This window comes from Burkholderia sp. A9, from assembly GCF_000801975.1.
In genome coordinates, this window is the sequence record NZ_JSZN01000016.1 from 358,103 (window position 1) to 376,676 (window position 18,574).

The window sequence follows — 18,574 nt, forward strand, 5'->3', positions numbered from 1 at the left end:
GCGGATGGCCGTTACCCGTTCACGCTAGACGTGAACGGAGCGCCGACGAGGCGCGCTACGCGCGTCCGTTGTTCCGGTGCCGCACTTGCTTGAGTTCAAGGGCTCAAGGGCTCGTCTGGCGGGCTTCGCGGTCTTTCGCTCCGCCACGCCCAGGTTTCGAATGCGTTGCCCCGTCTGCCCGCGCGGCCGGGCGCGCGGGCAGACGGACCCAAGGGTCGGTCGACCCACCGTCCTCAATTGCGGGAGCGGCTTCGCTTGAGCAAGCCTGTCTGCTTCGCGATCACTTCGAGCATGATCTCGTTGGCGCCGCCGCCGACCGCCACGATCCGGAGATCACGCATCAGCCGGGTCACCCGGTTTTCCCACATATAGCCCTGGCCGCCGAAGTACTGAACGCAGGCCGACGGCAATTCGAGCGCGAGCTTGCCCGCGAGATACTTCGCCATCGAGGCCAGCGTCGTGACATCCTGATCGGCGATCATCGCCTCGACCGCCTGATAAGCCAGCGCGCGTACCGCTTCGACCTGGGCGTGAAAATCCGCCAGCCGGTGGTAGACGACCTGATTGTCGAGGATGGCCTTGCCGAACGCCTTGCGCTCGCTCGTGTATTCAGCCGTCAGGCGCAGCACTTCATCGAGGCCGGCCAGCGTGCGCAAGCACCCCCAGAGCCGCTCGTGCTGAAACTGCTCCATCTGATACCTGAATCCCGCGCCTGCTTCGCCGATCAGGTGCCGCACCGGAACGCGCACGTTGTCGAAATACACCGGGGCGGTGTCGGAGCAGTGCATGCCGAGCTTGTGCAGCGGCGGGCCGACGCTGACGCCCCGCGCATCCATCGGCACGACGATCAAGGACTTGTTGTGGTACGGGCCGTTCTCCGTCGACGTATTCGCGAGCAGACTGATCCAGTTGCCCTGCGTCGAACTGGTGATCCACATCTTGGAGCCGTTGATCACCCAATCGCCGCCTTGCCGATGCGCGCTCGTCTTGATCGCCGAAACGTCGGACCCCGCTTGCGACTCGCTGACACCGATGCAGGCGACCGCCTCGCCGCTGATCGCGGGCGCCAGGAATTCCCGCTTGAGTTCGTCGCTGCCATGCGCCGCCAACGCCGGAATCGCCGACAGATGCGCGCCGATCGCGAACGGGATGCCGCCGGCGTGGGATCGCCCCAGTTCCTCCGCGGCGACCACCACGAACGAAAAGTCCAGGTCCAGTCCGCCATACGCCGCCGGCTTGTTGATCCCGAGCAGCCCAAGCTCCCCCGCCTTGCGAAAGATTTCATGGAGCGGGGCCTTGCGTTGCGCGTCCCATTGTTCCGCGTGTGGATCGAGATCTTCCTGCACAAAACGGCGGATGTTTCGCCGCATTTCGTCATGCTCGTAGCTGAACAAGTTGCTCATCGTTGAGGTACCTCGCTGTCGTTTCGAGTCAGGATCAGCGCGTCGAGTGCAACGGCCCCCTGCTGTTTCACCAGTAATGGATTGATTTCCACGTCCGACACGTCCGCGGGCATGGCGAGCGCCGCGCGCGATACCGCCGCGATCGCCCGGCAGGCTGCATCGATATCCGCCGCCGGCTTGCCGCGATAGCCGGTCAACAGGCGATAGCCCTTGAGTTCGCCGAGCATCTCGCGTGCGATCGTTTCGTCGACCGGCAGGAGGCGATGGGCCGCGTCGCGGAAGATTTCGGTGAACACGCCGCCCAGCCCGACGGTCATGGCCAGGCCGAACACCGGATCCCTCGTCACACCGACGATGAGTTCGCAGACGCCTTGTTCCATGCGCTGTACCAGCAGACCGCGTAGCTCCGCTTCCGGTACGGCCGCAATCGCATTGGCCACGATCTCGGGGCCGGCTGCACGCACCGCGTCCGCATCCTCGAGAAACAGCCGGACGCCGCCCGCTTCGGTCTTGTGCGGAATATCCGGGCTCAATATCTTGATGGCGACCGGATACCCCATTCGATCTGCCGCCACGGCCGCGTCCTCGATGTCGGCTGCACGTGCCTCGTCGCAGACCGGCACGCCGTACAGAGACAGCATCTGCTTCGCCTGATACTCATCCAGCCGCTGTCGCGCCCGATCGTCCACTGCCCGTGAGCGCGGCTGTTGGCGCAAGCCGGCCCAGTGTGTCCGGCGGTCCGCTTCGTCGAACCACGGCAAGTAGGTCGCCATGGCCGCGACTGCCTTGGCGGCGTCGGTGAACACGGGCACACCTGCGTGCTCGAGCTCGGCGCGGCTGGCAGCACGCCCGGTGTCGATCGCAATGAACAAGCGGCCTGAAGACTGCGAGGCCTCGATCACTTCGTTGGCAATCCTGTCGAGCAGGTAGCCGGTACCGTAGACCAGCACGGCATCGACGTCGGGCGCGTCCGCCAGCGCGCCGAACACCTTCCCCGCGATGCCTTCGCGGTTGTACAGGTTTCCGGTCAAGTCGATCGGGTTGGCCACCATGCCAAGCTCTGGCGCGGTTTCCTTCAAACGCCGTTGAAGATGCGACGGCAACGGCGGGACCTCCAGTCCGCTCTGCACCAGCAGATCGGTCAACAGGCCACCCATCGCGCCGGAAATCGACGCCACCGCCACCCGTCGGCCGCCGCGCTTGCCGCGAAAACCGGCGAGGTACGCCAGGTCCACCAGATGGGACGGATCGCGCGCCTGCATCACGCCGAGCTGGCGAAACGCCGCACGATTGATCGCCTGATTGCCCGCCAACGCAGCGGTATGCGACATGGCGGCCACGGAACCCTGCTCGGTCTCGCCCGACTTGATGAGCACCAGCGGCTTGTTCGCACGGTTGAAACCCGCCGCGACGTCGATGAATCGCTGCCCGTCGCGCAGTCCCTCCGCGTATCCGATCACCACGTGGGTGTCGGGATCGTCGGCGAGGTAGTCCAGGTACGTCGAAAATTCCAGGCACGCCTCGTTGCCGGTATTGATGAACTGGCTGAAACGCAAGCCGCGCTGGTGCCCCGCGCCATAGATCACCGCGGACATGTTGCCGCTTTGCGTGACCAGTGCGATGTGACCGGTATCGCCGGGCGGAAAGTCCTTGATCAAGGTGGCAAACGCCGTGATCGCCCGCGTGTTGAAGTTCGCCAGGCCCATGCAGTTCGGACCGCAGATTGCCATCCCGCTGGCCCGGCCGAACGCATCGAGGTCGCGCTGGCGCCGCGCGCCCTCTTCCCCTCCCTCCTCCGCGAAACCGGCCGCATAGACGATCGCGGCCTTGATCCCTTTCCGATGGCAGCGCTCGAGCATGGCGAGCACGTCGCGGGCGCCGATGGCCAGCACCACGAGATCGGGGACTTCCGGCACCGATTCGATATCCGGGTAGCACGGGAAGCCATGCATTTCCGTGTATTTCGGATTCACGGGATATACGGCGCCCGCGTAGCCGAAATCGACCAGATGATCGATGGCGACGCCGCCGAGGCGCTTGGGATCCGCCGAAGCGCCGATGAACGCGATGGAACGCGGATCGAGCAGCCGCTGCATCGGCGTGGCCTGGGCCGGGTGCGCGGGCAAGGCGGTCTCAGGCTTGTTCATGGGATTTCCGCAGGTCGGTCTTGTTGCTTTCGATGACCTTGGCCATGCCACGGTCGCGGATGTGCGCGAACTCCGATGACGCGTGCGTCACCTGGTGCGTATCGAAGTGGGCCATGACCGCATTGCGGAACCCCTGGATGTCATAGGTGCGATTCAGCGACTTCTTGAGTGCCCGGGCCGCGAACGGCGGCGCATCGGCGATCCGCTGCGCGATCGCCATGGTGGCATCGTCGAGCGCTGGCCGCGGCACGACCCGATTGACCATGCCGATGCGATACGCATCAGCCGCCTCGATGCGTTCCCCGGTCAACAGGAACTCCTTCGCATGACGCAGTCCCATCACCCACGGCTGGAACAGGACTTCGGTCCCGGCAAGCCCCATCGAGAACATGACCGAGTCCCAGAACCACGCGTCGTCCGCGGCCACGATGAGATCGGCCATGTTGGCCAGCATGAACCCGCCTGCTACGCAGGCGCCCTGCACTTGCGCCACCACCGGCTTGGAACAATCCCAGATGTTCAGGCAGTAGTCGAGGTAATGATGTGCTTCGTAGCGCCACCGTTCTTCCGCGGTGAAGTCGGAGCGCCTGGCTTGCGCTTCGCGCAGATCGTGCCCGGCGGAAAAGTGCTTGCCCTTTCCGGCCAGCACGATGGTCCTGACCGAGTCATCGGCCTGCGCTCGCGCGATCTCCGCATCGAGCTCGATCAGCATCTGGCGCGTCTGAGCGTTGGCGGCATCGCCGCGGTTCAGCCAGATGCGCCGTACCGCACCTGAATTCTCGATAATTAGGGGGCTTTCCTGCATGGATGTCTCCGCTTTTCGGACTGTAGTGCGCGCATGGTAGGTAGAACCACCAGCACGACACAAACATGTTTCGCTCACCTATTCATAATGTGAACGCCACACCGAAAAAAGCGGCAGCCCCCCCGGCCTCAGGGCCCGGGCACCTCGAATCCCAGTTTGCGCATCTCGTCTCGAATCAGGCCCGCGATCCACTGCCGGCGCTTGGCATCCATGCGGGAGCGGAGCGCCGCGATGCTGATCGCGGCGTAGCTGCCGTCCGCGATGGCGAACGAGACGCCGACCGCCGACACGCCTTCGACGACGAGATCGTGCTCCGCCGAAAACCCGTGCTGGTGCGTGTGCGCAATGCTTTTACGCAACGCGGCTCGCGTGACGCCTTTCTGCTCGAGCTCCGTGCGATGGCGCATGAACAATGCATCGAGCTCGGCATCGTTCATCGTGGCGAGCAGCGCACGCCCTGCCGTGCCAAGGCCCAGCAGGCGGATGTTGCCGACCAGCATGGTGACCACGCGAATCGGAAACGGGCCGTGCTCGACGTGGATGCAATGCGCGTAATCGCCATTGCGCACCACCAGGAATACCGTGTCCTCCGTCGTGCGTGCCAGGAACTGCAGCGCATGACGAACCAGTTCCAGCAGCGGTACCCGGCTCATCGCGGCCAGTCCTATCTGCATCGCCCTGATGCCGAGCCGGTACCGCTTCGTGACTTCATCCCGATCCGCGTAAAGCGTTTGCACGAGTGCACTGACCAGGCGATATGCAGTGGCCCGATCCAGTCCGGAAAGGGTGACCAGGTCGCTCAGCTTGATGCCGGCATCGTGGTTCTGGGCAAGCAGCGTCAGCAAGCCCAGTACTCGGTGCGCGCTCTGCGCACCGGCGACAGGAGGAGTATCAGTATTCATCATTTGAACATTTTGCATGCGTCTTGTTTGCATGTCGGACATTCTAGCGCCAACATGCGGCCGTTCCGAACTCAAACGCGAGCTGACGACATGCTCTATTCCGAACCGCACCACCAACTGATGGAGCCAGGACGTCACGGATCTGGCTTCGATGGCCAAGCTCAAGGCCGGGAGGCTGTCGCGCGAAGTCGCGGACTGGTGCATCCAGTTTTACGGCGGCATGGGCTACACCTGGGACAACCCGGCCTCGAGGGCCTGGCGCGACGCGCGGCTCGGATCGATCGGCGGCGGGGCCGATGAAGTCATGCTGGCCATCATCTCGAAGAAAATGGGGCTGTCGACCCGGCCAATCCGTTAGGAACCCACACGATTCATCACCATCATGACAGCGGAAACGGAACGCGAAAACGGCAGGCCTGTCTGCCTGGACATTCAGGATGCCATCGCGGAAATTCAATTCAACCGGCCGGACACGTTGAATGCGATCGACGTCGCGACAGCGCGTGCGCTGCTCGCAGCGGTCGGGGAGATCCAGGGCGCCCGGAATATACGAGCGGTCGTGCTCAGAGGCCGAGGACGCGGCTTCATGGCCGGAGGCGACCTTGCTTACTTCCGCCGTGCGCCCGACCCGGCGTGCGCCGCGCGCCGGCTGCTCGAGCCGATGCACGAGGCCGTCCGGCTGCTTGCGGCGCTGCCCTGCCCCGTGATCGCCAGTGTGCACGGCCCCGTGGCCGGCGGCGGCATGAGCCTCGCCATGGCGGCCGATCTGTGCATTGCCGCGACGTCAACGACCTTCAACCTCGCCTATGCCCGAATCGGCAACAGCCTCGACTGCTCGGCATCCTGGACGTTGCCGCGTCTGGTCGGCCTGCGCAAGGCCATGGAGATCGCGCTGCTGTGCGACAGCATTGGCGCGAACGAGGCGCACCGGCTCGGGCTGGTCAACTTCGTCGCACCCGACGAGACGCTGGATGAGCAGACGCACGCGCTTGCCGTTCGGGTGGCCCATCTTCCTCCGTTAGCGGCGGCGGCGATCAAACGTCAGCTCAACGCCAGTTTTCACCGATCGTTGCATGCGCAGCTCGACGGCGAACTGGATGACTTCGTTCGCAATGCAGGCACCGCGGATTTCACGGAGGGTGTCGCCGCTTTCCTTCTGAAGCGGGCACCGAGATTCGAGGGACGGTGAGCCGCCAGAATCGCGCCGTTCAGCGGCGGTCAAGATGCAAGGGTTTCACCTACGGTGCTCACATATTGAACGCCCGTCGTGGATTCGATTGGCATACCGACGGATGCAGATTGAACTACCGACAAGCGATCGCGGGCCATCGGGCATGCACTTGATCAATCGACTGGCTTGACCGATCAGCCTGGCTTCGCTTGTACGCGGGAACAACAGGATTCCCTACGTTTAACTACACTGGAGACGAGTGTGAAGAGAAAGTACCTGATCGAAGGCACCTTGTTCCTGACTTACGTTTCATTTGCGTTGTCGTGGGTATGCGCGACGGTGTCGATCCACAACATCATGGATCAGATGGGCATCCATACGTTGACCCTCGCCAGCACACTGAGCAGTGCCGTGACCATCGCCAAGATCGTGGGCACCGCGATCGCGGCGCTCATCGTCAGCCGGCTGGGTCTGCGTCACGCCATCAGCGTTGCCACGCTGCTGATCTGCTGCGGAATCCTGACGCCACTGGCGCCCTCGTTTCCGGTCCTGCTGATTTCGCGCTTTCTGGTCGGGTTGGGCGGCGCGCTGCTGCTGGTCTATTTCAATCCGATTGCCGTCGAATGGTTCACCGCAGCCGAGATGCCGTTCGTGAATGGCCTGAACAACACGGCTTTCAATATCGGCGCCACGCTTGCCCTGTTCTTCATGCCTTGGGCCTCATCCGTGCTCGGTGGCTGGCGCACCGTCCTGCTGGCCGTTTCCGCGCTCAGCATCGTCCTGACGCTGGTATGGCTGATCTTCGGCAAAACCCGGTTGGAGAAAGGCGAAACCGTGGTGCGGGCCCAGGGCGAGCGCTACCGGCTGCGCGACGGACTGCGCGATGCGGTCACGTGGAATATCACACTGACGTATGCCGGCTTGCTGTCGTTCTATATCGTCCTGTTCACCTTCTATCCGAGCGCGGGCATTCAACAGACGGAAACCGTGTTGCTTTCCGGCATTGCCGGTGGCATCTGCGGGATGGTCGCGGCGGGGCGAGTCAAGTCGCGACGGCTGTTGCTGCTGCGCGTCTTCGGCGTGATACAGCTGGTTGCCGCGTTCGCGCTCAGCTTTGCCGCACCGTCCGCTTTCGCACTGGGCAGCGCGATCGTGCTCGGTTTCTCGCTCACCTTCCCGGTCGCCACGCTGCTGACCCTCGGCCAGGACCAGCCCGGCATGACGACCGCGCGAGTCTCGGTCAGGTTTTCGATTTTCTGGTCGACCGGCTATCTGGTGGCGACGATCTGGGCGACGGTGTTCGCGAAGATCGTGGACCTGAATCACGGCAACTATCACACTGCGCTGCTGTTCAATTGCCTCATTGAAGGCAGTTTCCTGATCGGCGCGCTCCTGCTCAAGGATCGACGCTCGTTCGACTCCACCGGTGAAGCCCTGGTCGGGGACGCACCCGGAACGCAACCCGGCTGATACCGCTGGCAGCGCCGGCGCGGTTGAGGCTAGTCCGCCAGATAAAACCGCGACGCCGGATGCCACAGCCTGACAGACGTGCCGGCACCCTGGATGCGGTCAGTACGCGCTCGGCCGTCAGTTGACGCCGCGCGCGCGACACCGTCATCCGGGCCCCGCCGAACCCGCTGACCCGCTCGGCCTCGATCGGGATCGCGCCGCCGGGCTTCCGGTCGCCCTTCTCGATCCGCTCGACGACGTAGCGCTCGATCTGTTGATCGGCCGGCACGGCATCACCCAATGCCCTCATCGGTCGCGCGGAAAGTTGTCGCTCCATTTCGTTCATGCGCCCTCGACCGAATGAATGATGGATGATCCGCCACTCGCCACCCGACTCTACTGCAGAGGCGGCGGTTCGCCCGCGACGATACCCGCCGCGATCGCGATGTCGTCCGCAAGCGGCCGAATTTGTCTATACAAGCAGGCAGGAAGAAAAGCGGCGAGACAAGCAGTGATCAAACAGGCCGTGGAACCGCGGGAAATCCCCTAATTTCAGGCTTCCGGCGTGCGGAGACGGGAATGCCGAACCGGCATGCATGACGACCGGTAGTCGCCACGGCGCGAATCGACTCCGCCATGCGCGACGCTCATGCGCCGCATGAGAACTAATCGATTGTTGGCACCGAGGATCGACACCGACAATCCGCTTCATGCCCCCTCGTTTTCGGTACGGGCCACTCATCCTCCCAATCGGCACATCACGATCCATGAGCCATCCAGCCATCGTCTCCTGCATCGCCGAGGCCCGCACGGCCTCGGCGTCACCGTTCCATGCCCGCCCCCGCACCTGCGGCGAAGCGCTCGTCGACCTCCTCGAACGCCAGGGTGTCGAATGCGTGTTCGGCATTCCCGGCGTGCATACCGTCGAGCTCTATCGCGGCCTTGCCGCGTCGTCGATCCGTCATGTGACGCCGCGCCATGAACAGGGGGCCGGTTTCATGGCCGACGGCTATGCCCGAGTCACGGGGCGCCCGGGGGTCTGCTTCATCATCACCGGCCCGGGGATGACCAATATCGCGACCGCGATGGCGCAGGCCTACGCGGATTCGATTCCGATGCTGGTGATCTCGAGCGTCAATGCGCGACGCGAGCTCGGCAGCGGCGACGGCCGCCTGCACGAGTTGCCGTCGCAGCGCGACGTGTTCGCGGGACTCACCGCGTTCTCGCACACGCTGCTCGACGCCGCCGACCTGCCACAGGTCCTTGCGCGCGCATTCGCGGTTTTCGAAAGCGCGCGACCGCGGCCGGTGCATATCGAGATTCCGCTCGACGTGATCGTGATGCCGGCGCCGGCGCTGCCCGCCGCTCCGCTTGCGCTGCCCGCGCGACCCGCGCCTGACGCGAACGCCCTCGCGGCTGCGGCCGACCTGCTCGCGCACGCGCGCCGGCCGCTGATCCTGGCAGGCGGCGGCGCAATTGACGCGGCGGCGGAACTGCGCGAACTCGCCGAACGCCTGCACGCACCTGTCGCGCTGACGATCAACGCGAAGGGCCTGCTGCCGGCCGGCCACCCGTTGCTGATCGGCTCCACACAGTCGCTGCCGGCCACCCGTGCGGCGATCCGCGATGCCGACGTGGTGCTCGCCGTCGGCACCGAACTTGGCGAAACCGATTACGACGTCACGTTCGACGGCGGCTTCGCGATCGACGGCCGGCTGATCCGCATCGACATCGACGCGCAACAGCTGATGCGCAATGCCCGCGCGGAGATCGCCATCGCCGGCGATTCGCGGCTGGCGCTCGGCGCGCTGTCGACCCGCCTGCATGAAAGGCCGGCGCCGACACCCGAGCCCGGCTGGGGCGCGCAGCGGGTCGCCGCCGTGCGCGCCACGATCGCGTCCGGCCACGATGGCGCCGCGCGTGCCCAGGCGCTGCTGGTCGACACCATCGTCACGGCGCTGCCGGGCGCGATCATCGCCGGCGATTCGACGAGCCCTGTCTATGTCGGCAATTTCACGCACGATGCGCCGGCACCACGCAGCTGGTTCAACTCGTCGACCGGCTACGGCACGCTCGGCTACGGGCTGCCCGCAGCAATCGGCGCAAAGCTCGCCGCGCCCGCGAGGCCGGTCGTGTGCCTGATCGGCGACGGCGGCCTGCAGTTCACGCTGCCGGAGCTCGCGAGCGCGGTCGAGGCGCGCGTGCCGGTGATCGTGATCGTCTGGAACAACCGCGGCTACGGCGAGATCCGCAAATACATGGTCGCGCGCGACATCACGCCGGTCGGCGTCGATCCGTATACGCCCGATTTCCAGGCACTCGCACGCGGCTTCGGCTGCGCGGCGCACGCGGTCGCGACACCCGACGCGCTGGCCGACGCGCTGCGCGACGCCACGGCACGCACGATTCCGACCGTGATCGAAATCGACGAGGCAACCTGGTTCGGTCGGGTGCCGCAATGAGCATGACGCCGAATCTCGCGTTCGATCCGCCGCTGCACACGCGCCACTTCATCGACGGTACGTGGCGCACGAGCTTCAACGGCGCGACGCTGCCTGTCGTCGACCCGTCGACGGAAGCGGTCCTCGCCGACGTCAGCGCAGGCGGCGAGGCAGACGTCGAACGTGCCGTACAGGCCGCATCGCGCGCGTTTCCCGGCTGGAAACGCACGACGGGTGCCACGCGCGCGGCGCTGCTTCGTGCGATCGCGCGCGGCGTCAACGCACGTCGCACGCGGCTCGCAACGCTGCAGTCGCTCAACAATGGCAAGCCGTTCGCCGAAGCCGAGATCGACGTCGCCGACGTGATCGCCACCTTCGACTACTACGCGGGCCTCGCGGACGCCCTCGACACCGACTGCGAAACCGAGATCGCACTGCCCGGCGGCGACCATCGCGCATGGATCCGGCGCGAACCGGCCGGCGTCGCCGCGCTGATCGTGCCGTGGAATTTCCCGATGGTGACGACCGCGTGGAAGCTCGCGCCCGCGCTCGCGGCTGGCTGCACCGTCGTGCTGAAGCCGTCCGAAGTCACGCCACTGCCCGAACTCGAACTCGCCGCGATCGTCGCGGAAGCGGGCCTGCCACCCGGCGTGCTGAACGTCGTGACGGGCACTGGCCATGACGTCGGCGCCCGGCTGTGCGCGCATCCGCTCGTCGCGAAGGTGTCGTTTACCGGCAGCACGGCAGTCGGCGCACAGGTCATGAAAACGGCCGCGGACACGATCAAGGGCGTCGGCCTTGAACTCGGCGGCAAGTCGTCGATCGTCGTGTTCGACGACGCCGACTTCGATCACGCGGTCGAACTGATCGCGGGCGGCGGCCTGTTCAACGCCGGGCAGATGTGTTCGGCGACCTCGCGCGTGCTCGTCGCCGCCCCGCTCGCCGACGACCTGATCGCGCGCCTCGCGCGACGGATCGACGCAACCGTCGTCGGCCCGCCGTTCGCGCCCGGCGTGCAGATGGGCCCGCTGACGAACCGCGCGCAATACGAACGCGTGAAGCGCCACATCGCAAAGGGCCGGGCCGATGGCGCGCGGCTCGTGACGGGCGGCGACGCGCCCGCCGGCCCCGGCTACTTCATCCGGCCCGCGCTGTTCGCCGACGTGCCGGCCGACAGTGCGCTCTGGCGTGACGAGATTTTCGGACCGGTGTTGTGCGTTCGCGCGTTTGACACCGAGGACGAAGCGATCGCGGCCGCCAACGATACCGAATACGGGCTCGTCGCAACCGTCGTCACGCGCGACGCGGCACGCGGCAGGCGGGTCGCCAATGCGCTCGAGGCAGGCGTCGTGTGGATCAACACGCCGCAACTGATCTATCCGCAAACCTCATGGGGCGGCTACAAGCGCAGCAGCATCGGGCGCGAGCTGGGTCCGTTCGGGCTAGCCGCGTTCCAGGAGGTCAAGCAGGTCATGATGCCGGCCCGCTGAGGCCGCCGGCCCATGCATTTATGTCATGCCGCGCATGCGGATATTTCGTTTGTTGCGGAAATTTGACCTCCCTACAGTTCATCCACACCCCGCGCCGCAATTCGGCGACCGGCATCGGACCACACGGCATCGTTCATCAGGAGACGGCCATGCAACACTTCAAGGCGGGAAGAAGGCAGGTGATCAAAACCCTCGGCACGGCACTCGCTGCATCTGCCCTTCCGATGCCGTTCATCAGTACTGCGAAAGCACAGTCGAAAAGCTTTGCGGGCAAGACGCTGCGCTTGCTCACGTGGTCCGACGATACCGGGGCAGCCGCGCTGCGCAACATCGCGGAGAGCTTCAGCAAGCAGACGGGCGCACGCGTGATCGCCGATCGCGCGGACGGCACGTCGGGGATGGTCGCGAAGGTCAAGGCCGCGGGCGAGCGGCCGACCTACGACGTCATCACGCTCGCCGGCGTCGGCGCGGCCGGCCTTGCGGACGCCGGCCTGCTCGCGAAGCCCGACTTGAACCAGCTGCCGAACCTGAAGGACGTCGCGCCGCCATACCGCACGGGCGCGAATGGCTTCGGCATCGGCTACCTGCTGTGGTCGGACGGGCTGATCTACAACACGTCGACCGTGAAGAGCGCCCCGTCGAGCTACGAGGCGCTGTGGGAGCCGAAGTATGCGGGCCGCCTGTTCCTGCCGCCGCCCGAGTGGGCCGAGGCGGTCGACCTCGCGATCATCGCCGCGAAGCTGGCCGGCGGGTCGCAGCAGAACATCGATCCGGGGTTCAGGAAGCTCGCGCAACTCAAGGATCGCGTGATGACCCTCGGCGAAAACCCGAACCAGGTCGCCGACCTGTTCCGCACCGGTTCGCTCGACATCGGCGGCATCTATTCGCCCGCATTCTTCCCGGACCAGATCCGCAAGCCCGACTACAAGATGGGGGTGACGTACGGGATGAAGGAAGGCTTTGCGACGCAACTGATGTTCACCGTGATCCCGAAAGCACACCCGGGTGACCTCGACCTGATCCACGCGTTCATCAACCATTCGCTCGACGCGGGCGTACAGGGCCGCATGGCGGCCGACGTGCTGAACGGGCCCGTGAACGCGAAGGCCGTGATTCCCGCGGAAAGCCGCGCGTTCGTGCCGTCGCCGCAGCAGATCGCGGAGAAAGCCGTGCTGCACGACGACAAGGCGCTCGCGGCCGTCCAGCCGGCGTGGATCAAGCGCTACACGGGCCTCTTCTCGGCGTAACGACATGGCCTCCCTGTCCTCCCCCCGCGATGCAGCACCGGTCGCAGCACCGGCCGGCGCCGGTGCCGGGCCCGCGCTGCCCGGCGTGCCGCCCTGGCTGTTGCTCGCGCCGATCCTCGCGTTCCTCGCGGTGCTCGCCGCCGCGACGCTCACGGTGCTGAGAATGAGCGTCGGCGTGTCCGGCGACGAATGGCGGACCTTCACGCTGCAGAACTACGTCGACCTCGCAGACCCGTACTTTACGAAGTCACTGTGGCTCACGCTGCGCCTCGCGTTCCAGAGCATGGTGTGCGCGGTGCTGCTCGCGATCCCGGTTGCGCTCGCGATGGCGCGCACCGAATCGCGGCTCGCGCGCCGGCTGCTGCTCGCCGGCGTGCTGCTCCCGCTGCTCGTGAACCTGCTGCTGCAAGGCTATGGCTGGCTCGTGATACTCGGGCCGGCCGGGCTGCTCAACCGCGCGCTGCTGGCCACCGGCGTGATCGGGCGGCCGCTGCAGTTGCTGTACCGCGAGCACGGCGTGCTGCTCGGGTTGATCCAGACCGCATTCCCGCTTGCCGTGCTGCCGCTGTCGAGCGCGCTGCGTGCAGTATCCCGCGCATACGACGAAGCCGCCGCGACGCTCGGCGCGAGCCGCTGGCAGACGCTGCGGCACGTGACGCTGCCGCTTGCGATGCCCGGCCTCGTCTCCGGCGCGCTGCTCGTGTTCGCGTACAACGCCAGCGCATTCGCGGTGCCGCTGCTGCTGGGCGGTCGACGCGTGCCGATGCTCGCGGTGCTCGTACACGACCAGGTCGCACCGTTGCTCAACTGGCCCGCCGCCTCGGCATCCGGCGTCGTGCTGATGGGCGCAACGCTCGTCGTGATGGCGGTTTCCCAGCGCCTCGTGCGCACCCTGCAACGTACCGGCGAGGTGAACCGATGACTGCCCTGCTCTTGCGCGCGCCCATGCCCGGCCGCCTCGGACGCGCGACGGGTGCGCTCGCGACGCTCGTGCTGTTCCTCGCCGCGCTGCCCATCCTGACGATGATCACGATGTCGTTCGGTGCATCGGGCACGCTCGAATTTCCGCCGCGCGATTTCAGCCTGCACTGGTATCGCGCCGCGTGGCAGACGTTCGTGTCGTCCGATGCGGGCAGCGCGCAGTCGATGGGCGCCGCGTTGACGACGAGCCTCGTCGTCGCGGTCGCGACGATGCTGATCGCGACCGCCGTGTCGGTACCCGCGGCCTACGCGCTGTCGCGCTGCCGCTTCCGCGGCAAGACGCTCGTCGAGCAGCTCGTCGCGTTGCCGATCGTCTACCCGCTCGTGATGCTCGGCCTCGCGCTGCTGATCGTGTTCAATGCACTGCCGGTCGAACTCGGCATCGTGCGGCTCGTCGTCGCGCACGTGATCCTCACGCTGCCGTTCACCGTGAAGAACTGCGCCGCCTCCGTTGCGTCGATCGGCCCCGACTTCGAGGAAGCCGCATGCGTGATGGGCGCGAGCCCGCGCCGCGCGCTCGTCGACGTCGTGCTGCCGCTGATGCGGCCCGGCATTCTCGCCGGGATGCTGTTCGCGTTCATCGTGTCGTTCAACGAATTCACGGTGACGTTCTTCCTGTACAGCATCGACACGATGACCCTGCCGGTCTGGCTCTACAGCCGTACCGTGTCGTCGCTCGACCCGACCGTGTTCTGCTTCGCCGTGTTCACGGTCGCGATCGACTTCGCGCTGATCTGGATGCTCGAAAAACTCGTCGGCGACAAGGGTGTCGCGCTCTGACGCGCACTGCCTCGCCCTCGCCCGTGCAAGGAACCCTCATGACCCAGCTCATCCTCCAGAACGTGACGAAGCGCTTCCATCAAGCGTATGCGGTCGATCACGTCGACCTGTCGGTGCCGGACGGCAAGCTCGTCTGCTTTCTCGGTCCGTCCGGCTGCGGCAAGACCACGCTGATGCGAATCATCGCCGGCCTCGACACGCCGACCTCCGGCACCCTGACGTTCGCCGGCCGCGACCTCACGCACGTGCCCGCCAACCGGCGCGACTTCGGCATGGTGTTCCAGTCGCTCGCGCTGTTTCCGCACATGACGGTCGCGCAGAACATCGCCTACCCGCTGCGGCTGCGCAAGACGGCCAAGGCCGCGCAAGCGCGGCGCGTCGCCGAGTTGCTGGAGCTGATCCAGCTTCCGCACATGGCCGACCGGCTCGTCACGCAGCTGTCTGGCGGGCAGCGCCAGCGCGTCGCGATTGCGCGCGCGATCGCGTCGTCGCCGCGCCTGCTGCTGCTCGACGAGCCGTTGTCGGCACTCGATGCGAAGCTGCGCGAGGCGATGCAGGTCGAGATCCGGCTGCTCCAGCAACGGCTCGGCATCACGACGATCATGGTCACGCACGATCAGCGCGAAGCGATGACGATGGCCGACGAGATCGTCGTGATGGAGAAAGGCCGGATCCAGCAGGTCGGCCGGCCGCTCGACATCTACCGCGATCCGGTCAACGAATTCGTCGCCGACTTCATCGGCCTCGGCAACATCCTGCCAGTCACGCGCGACGGCGGCGACGCGATCGTCCTGCCGGGCGGGCAGCGTCTCGCGATCCGGCGCGCGCCGGACACACCCGGCGCGCCCGACGCCGTGCGCCTGCTGATTCGTCCCGAGGACGTCTGCGTGCGCCCGGGGCCGCCGGCGGCGGCACCGAACACGCTGGCCGGCACGATCACGTTCGTCCGCGACGTCGGCGCATCGATCGAAGCGACGATCGACTGCCGGGGCTTCACGCTGACGGCCGCGACGACGCCGCGCGAGACGCCTGATCTCCACGTCGGCATGCCGGTACTCGCGGAATTGCCCGCACATGCATGCAAGCTCATCGCCGCACGCGGCGCCTGATCTCCCTTCCCTTTCTCCAGCGCAACAACGAGGATCTCGCCATGAACGCAACGACCCACGCAATCCGCCACGTGCAGCGCCTGCTCGCCCGTTCCGTCCTTCTCTGCGCCTGCGCCGGTGCAGCGGGCCTCGCCGCCTTCGCGCCGCTCGCGCACGCCGACGCGCTCGACACGATCGCGAAATCGGGCGTCGTACGCATCGGCGTGTTCGAGGACTATCCGCCATTCGGTTCGATCGGGCCCGACATGAAGCCGCAGGGCTACGACATCGACATGGCGAACCTGATCGGCCGGGCGCTCAACGCGAAAGTCGAACTCGTACAGGTCACCGGCGACAACCGGATGGCGTATCTCGCCGACCGCAAGACCGACATGCTGCTGTCGGTCGGACAGACGCCGGAACGCGCCAAGGTCATCGACTTCTCGAACGCGTATGCGCCGTACTACCTCGCGGTATTCGGCCCGAAGTCGCTCGCCGTGAAGGGCACCGCCGATCTCGCCGGCAAATCGGTCGCGGTCGCGCGCGGCACGCTCGAGGACCTGAGCGTCAGCAAGGTCGCGCCGCCGAGCGCGACGATCAAGCGCTTCGACGACCCGAACGGCGCAATCGCGGCGTTCCTGTCGGGACAGGCGCAACTGCTGGTGGTCGGCAACGACGTCGGCGCAACGATCATCGCGCGTCATCCGTCGATCGATCCAGAACAGAAGTTCTCGCTGTTCAGTTCGCCCGATCACGTCGGCCTGAACAAGAACGAGCCGCGCCTGATGCAGAAGGTCAACGACGCGATCGCCGGTGCGAAGAAGAGCGGCACGCTGAACACGTTGTCGCAGAAGTGGCTGCACGCGGCACTGCCGGCCGACCTGTGATGCGCGCCGCCACCGCCCCGTATTCACGACGAAAGGCATCGCGATGACCTACGTGTTCGACTTCAGCGATTTCGGCCTCTACGCCGGCATGCTTGCGCGCGGCATCGGCGTGACGCTCGGCCTCACCGCGGCCGCCACCGCGCTCGGCGGCCTGATCGGCACCGCCGGCGCCTGGATCGCGCTCGCCGGCCCGCGCTGGGCGCGTGCGCTCGTCGCGGCCTACGTCGAGCTGATCCGCAATACGCCGTTCCTGGTCCAGTTGTTCTTCATCTTCTTCGGGTTGCCCGGGATCGGCGTACACATCGACGAAGCGCAGGCAGCCGTGCTGGCCATGACGGTCAACCTCGGCGCGTATGCGGTCGAGATCCTGCGTGCCGGCATCGAATCGGTACCGCACGGGCAAGTGCAGGCCGCGCGGGCGCTCGGGCTGCACGGCCGGCAGGTGTTCGGTCACGTCGTGCTGCCGCAGGCGCTCGCGAACGTGTACCCCGCGCTGCTCGGGCAGGTGCTGATCGTGATGCTCGGCTCGGCCGTCGTGTCGCAGATCTCGGTGCCCGACCTGACCTACGCGGCGAACTTCATCCAGTCGCGCAATTTCCGTGCGTTCGAGATCTACATCGTCGTGACCGCAATCTACCTGCTGCTGTCGATCGCGCTGCGCATGCTGCTCAATCGCATTGGTCGCCGGCTGTTCTCGGGTCGCACACAGCGCGGCGCGGCGGCCACGCCTCGGCGCGCCAGGCTTGCCCGCTTCACGTGGCGCGCCCGCGCTCCTGAAACCCGCCTTCCCACCGAGCGTGCACGATGATCGAATTCACCTTCCAGGACATTGCGTGGAACCTGCTGCTCGCCGCGCGCTGGACCGTACTGCTGTCGCTGATCACGTTTGTCGGCGGCAGCGTTGCCGGGTTCGCGCTGCTGGCGATGCGCATCTCGGCGTCGGCCGCGCTGCGTCGCTTCGTGATCCTGTACGTCGAGCTGTTCCAGGGCACACCGTTGCTGATGCAGCTGTTTCTCGGTTTCTTCGGGCTGCCGCTCGTCGGCATCGACGTGACGCCATGGGTTGCCGCATCGGTCGTGCTGACGCTGAACGCGAGCGCGTATCTGGCCGACATCTGGCGCGGCTGCGTCGACGCGGTACCGCGCGGTCAGTGGAACGCGGCGGCAAGCCTCGGCATGACGTGGACCCAGCAATTGCGCTACGTGGTATGGCCGCAGGCGTGGAAGATCGCGCTGCCGCCGACCGTCGGTTTCCTCGTGCAGGCGGTGAAGAGCACCGCGCTCACGTCGATCATCGGGCTGACCGAACTGACCAAGACCGGCAACATCATCACCAACGCAGTGTTCAAACCGTTTCCGATCTACGCGCTGGTCGCGTTGCTCTACTTCGCGATGTGCTTCCCGCTGACGTGGTATGCCCGCGCGCTCGAGCGCCGCTATCGCGTCGCGAAGGCACGCTGAACCGGCGCCGCGCGCGCCTCATTACGATCCAGGTACTTTCATGATTTCCATCAGCAACGTTTCGAAGTGGTACGGCCCGTTTCAGGTCCTCGCCGATTGCACGACCGAGGTCAAGACGGGCGAGGTGGTCGTCGTGTGCGGCCCGTCGGGCTCGGGCAAGTCGACGCTGATCAAGACCGTGAACGGCCTCGAGCCGTTCCAGCAGGGCGAGATCCTCGTCAACGGCCAGTCGGTCGGCGACAAGAAGACGAACCTGTCGAAGCTGCGCTCGAAGGTCGGGATGGTGTTCCAGCATTTCGAGCTGTTTCCGCACCTGTCGATC

The 18,574-nt window shown here is 66.1% G+C and carries 16 protein-coding genes and 2 pseudogenes; 13 read left to right on the forward strand and 5 right to left on the reverse strand.

The window, feature by feature from the left end:
- Positions 1-233: 233 nt before the first annotated feature.
- The 4 genes from PI86_RS09535 to PI86_RS09550 all read right to left on the reverse strand — a co-directional run bounded on the left by PI86_RS09535 (position 234) and on the right by PI86_RS09550 (position 5,299).
- Entirely contained in the window at positions 234-1,403 is a 1,170-nt protein-coding gene (locus PI86_RS09535) for an acyl-CoA dehydrogenase family protein (protein WP_039321291.1), read from the reverse strand.
- On the reverse strand, positions 1,400-3,550 hold the full coding sequence (locus tag PI86_RS09540) for an acetate--CoA ligase family protein (RefSeq protein ID WP_235362726.1): 2,151 nt from the start codon (positions 3,548-3,550) through the stop codon (positions 1,400-1,402). Before PI86_RS09540 ends, PI86_RS09535 begins: the two co-directional genes overlap by 4 nt.
- The gene (locus PI86_RS09545; RefSeq protein ID WP_039321293.1) at positions 3,537-4,355 is read right to left on the reverse strand and encodes an enoyl-CoA hydratase; all 819 of its coding nucleotides are present in this window, start codon (positions 4,353-4,355) and stop codon (positions 3,537-3,539) included. The genes PI86_RS09540 and PI86_RS09545 overlap by 14 nt, the downstream gene beginning before the upstream one ends.
- Before the next feature lie 128 nt (positions 4,356-4,483).
- Complete coding sequence (locus PI86_RS09550; protein WP_082012195.1) at positions 4,484-5,299, reverse strand: IclR family transcriptional regulator; 816 nt, start codon at positions 5,297-5,299, stop codon at positions 4,484-4,486.
- Positions 5,300-5,384: 85 nt separating this feature from the next.
- On the opposite strand from PI86_RS09550, the pseudogene PI86_RS09555 reads away from it, so the two are divergent.
- From PI86_RS09555 to PI86_RS09565, 3 genes and pseudogenes are all read left to right on the forward strand, one after another.
- Positions 5,385-5,615 (forward strand): annotated as a pseudogene (locus PI86_RS09555) (acyl-CoA dehydrogenase family protein); the annotation flags it as partial.
- Between the two features lie 24 nt (positions 5,616-5,639).
- Positions 5,640-6,446: an enoyl-CoA hydratase/isomerase family protein gene (locus PI86_RS09560; protein WP_039321296.1), complete on the forward strand. Its 807-nt coding sequence runs from the start codon at positions 5,640-5,642 to the stop codon at positions 6,444-6,446.
- Positions 6,447-6,689: 243 nt separating this feature from the next.
- Entirely contained in the window at positions 6,690-7,898 is a 1,209-nt protein-coding gene (locus tag PI86_RS09565) for an MFS transporter (protein WP_052319409.1), read from the forward strand.
- A gap of 59 nt (positions 7,899-7,957) precedes the next feature.
- On the opposite strand, the pseudogene PI86_RS16355 reads toward PI86_RS09565, so the two are convergent.
- Positions 7,958-8,223, reverse strand: a pseudogene (locus PI86_RS16355) (GntR family transcriptional regulator); the annotation flags it as partial.
- Between the two features lie 421 nt (positions 8,224-8,644).
- Between PI86_RS16355 and PI86_RS09575 the strand changes: the two are divergent.
- The 10 genes from PI86_RS09575 to PI86_RS09620 form a co-directional block, all read left to right on the forward strand.
- Positions 8,645-10,339 (forward strand): 5-guanidino-2-oxopentanoate decarboxylase, encoded by a 1,695-nt coding sequence (locus tag PI86_RS09575; RefSeq protein ID WP_039321301.1) that lies wholly within the window; start codon positions 8,645-8,647, stop codon positions 10,337-10,339.
- The gene (locus PI86_RS09580) at positions 10,336-11,808 is read left to right on the forward strand and encodes an aldehyde dehydrogenase family protein (RefSeq protein ID WP_082012198.1); all 1,473 of its coding nucleotides are present in this window, start codon (positions 10,336-10,338) and stop codon (positions 11,806-11,808) included. Before PI86_RS09575 ends, PI86_RS09580 begins: the two co-directional genes overlap by 4 nt.
- Positions 11,809-11,957: 149 nt before the next feature.
- Positions 11,958-13,055 (forward strand): ABC transporter substrate-binding protein, encoded by a 1,098-nt coding sequence (locus PI86_RS09585; RefSeq protein ID WP_039321303.1) that lies wholly within the window; start codon positions 11,958-11,960, stop codon positions 13,053-13,055.
- 4 nt (positions 13,056-13,059) lie between these two features.
- Complete coding sequence (locus tag PI86_RS09590; protein WP_039321305.1) at positions 13,060-13,977, forward strand: ABC transporter permease; 918 nt, start codon at positions 13,060-13,062, stop codon at positions 13,975-13,977.
- Positions 13,974-14,816 carry an ABC transporter permease gene (locus tag PI86_RS09595; protein ID WP_039321307.1) on the forward strand — a complete coding sequence of 281 codons (843 nt, stop codon included), beginning with the start codon at positions 13,974-13,976 and terminating at the stop codon, positions 14,814-14,816. The genes PI86_RS09590 and PI86_RS09595 overlap by 4 nt, the downstream gene beginning before the upstream one ends.
- A 38-nt stretch (positions 14,817-14,854) precedes the next feature.
- Complete coding sequence (locus PI86_RS09600; RefSeq protein ID WP_039321309.1) at positions 14,855-15,925, forward strand: ABC transporter ATP-binding protein; 1,071 nt, start codon at positions 14,855-14,857, stop codon at positions 15,923-15,925.
- Positions 15,926-15,966: 41 nt separating this feature from the next.
- The gene (locus tag PI86_RS09605) at positions 15,967-16,791 is read left to right on the forward strand and encodes a transporter substrate-binding domain-containing protein (RefSeq protein ID WP_039321313.1); all 825 of its coding nucleotides are present in this window, start codon (positions 15,967-15,969) and stop codon (positions 16,789-16,791) included.
- 43 nt (positions 16,792-16,834) lie between these two features.
- Entirely contained in the window at positions 16,835-17,599 is a 765-nt protein-coding gene (locus PI86_RS09610; RefSeq protein ID WP_039321314.1) for an amino acid ABC transporter permease, read from the forward strand.
- Complete coding sequence (locus tag PI86_RS09615) at positions 17,596-18,252, forward strand: amino acid ABC transporter permease (RefSeq protein WP_039321316.1); 657 nt, start codon at positions 17,596-17,598, stop codon at positions 18,250-18,252. Before PI86_RS09610 ends, PI86_RS09615 begins: the two co-directional genes overlap by 4 nt.
- Before the next feature lie 40 nt (positions 18,253-18,292).
- Positions 18,293-18,574 (forward strand): ATP-binding cassette domain-containing protein (locus tag PI86_RS09620; protein ID WP_039321319.1); only part of this gene is annotated, 282 nt, incomplete at its 3' end.